This window comes from Ectopseudomonas oleovorans (assembly GCF_029845265.1).
In the GTDB taxonomy this organism is placed as follows: Bacteria; Pseudomonadota; Gammaproteobacteria; order Pseudomonadales; family Pseudomonadaceae; genus Aquipseudomonas; species Aquipseudomonas oleovorans.
On sequence record NZ_JAOCLK010000101.1, the window covers coordinates 1 to 1565 of the forward strand.

Below are 1565 nucleotides of genomic sequence, written 5' to 3' on the forward strand. Positions count from 1 at the left end.
GAATCCTCAAGACTTTACCCGCCGACGCCAGCTCACCTTCAAGAACCTCGTCCTGTTCCTCTACATACCTAGGCCCAGAAATGCACATCCTTATCCCGAGGGTCGCTTCGCGTCACATACCCGAGGCAGAAGCCGTATGCGGTAGTTCCGCACGTACGGATCTGTGCGGGGGGCGGCAGGTAACTGCCGTCCCTACCGCGACCATGCCAGTTTATGTACTGTTGATTGATTCGTTTGGTGTTCCGGCGCCATTAAGGCGCGCCGCGAAAGTACTGATGCTCTGCTCGCCGGGGAGTGTTAAGGTCTGAGTTTGCTCGCGCGAACCTGCAAAATCGTTCTTCCAGAGGAGTCAGATTCATGTCGTATAAAGCCATCTATCTCAAGCCGGGCGGCGGCTATGACAATGTCGTTATCGGCAGTTGCGAAGCGGCGGCGCCAAAGGGTGGTGAAATTACAGTAAGGCTGCGTGCCAGTTCCCTTAATTACCATGACTTTGCCGTCGTAAGCGGCCTGTGGGGACCGAGCGTGCAGCGGATTCCCATGGCAGATGGTGCTGGAGAGGTGGTTGCCTTAGGTGAGGGTGTCACCGAGTTCGCCGTAGGCGATCAGGTCGTGAGTACGTTCTTTCCTGACTGGCTTGATGGCGAGCCGCAGCAGGAGGGTTTTGGAACGGTACCGGGCGATGGTGTCGATGGTTATGCTCGGGAAGCCGTTACGGCGCGAGCCACGTCTTTTACCAAGGCGCCCCAGGGCTGGACTCATGCTGAGGCTGCAACGCTTACCACGGCCGGCCTGACCGCCTGGCGCGTGTTGATGGCCGACGATTCGTTGAAGCCTGGGGACAGCGTTCTTATACAGGGCACCGGCGGTGTTTCGATCTTCGCGCTTCAGTTCGCCAAAATGGCCGGCGCGACGGTCATTGCCACCTCTTCCAGCGACGGGAAGCTGGAGCGGTTGAAGGCCATGGGGGCCGACCACCTGATCAACTATCGCCGTACGCCCAACTGGGGCGAGAAAGTGCGTGAGTTAACCAATGATCGGGGCGTTGACCACGTCATCGAAGTAGGCGGGCCCGCGACCCTGGAGCAGTCGATGATTGCGGCACGTATTGGTGGGCATATTTCTGTGATTGGTATCCTTACCGGCGTTGCCGGGGAGCTGAGCATCGTTACTGCGCTGACACGGCAGTTGCGACTGCAGGGTGTGCTGGTTGGAAACCGTACCCAGCAGCAGGAGATGATCAGGGCTATCGATGCCAATGGCATGCGTCCGGTTATCGATAGCCATTTTCCGCTGGACGAAATTGTTGAGGCGTTCCGCTATCAGGAAAGTAATCGTCACTTCGGTAAGATCTGCCTCGATATCTAAGCAGGATTGCTTCCTGATCGCTAGGGTCTGTTGCCGTTTCGACGCGGCCGTGCGCGAAACGGCAACAGACCCTAGGTAACCCAGGTCCTGAACTGTATGCTTCTGGGCATCCCGTCTTGCGCAACTAAACCAGTCGCCACCTATGCGGCAGCAGCTCCGCAATCTCACTTGCCCGCTGCGTCGGCAGGCGCGTGAGG

At 58.1% G+C, this 1565-nt stretch carries 1 protein-coding gene; it reads left to right on the forward strand.

From position 1 onward, the window contains the following. Window positions 1–357: 357 nt before the first annotated feature. On the forward strand, window positions 358–1368 hold the full coding sequence (locus N5J71_RS22260) for a zinc-dependent alcohol dehydrogenase family protein (RefSeq protein ID WP_116618047.1): 1011 nt from the start codon (window positions 358–360) through the stop codon (window positions 1366–1368). Window positions 1369–1565: the final 197 nt, after the last annotated feature.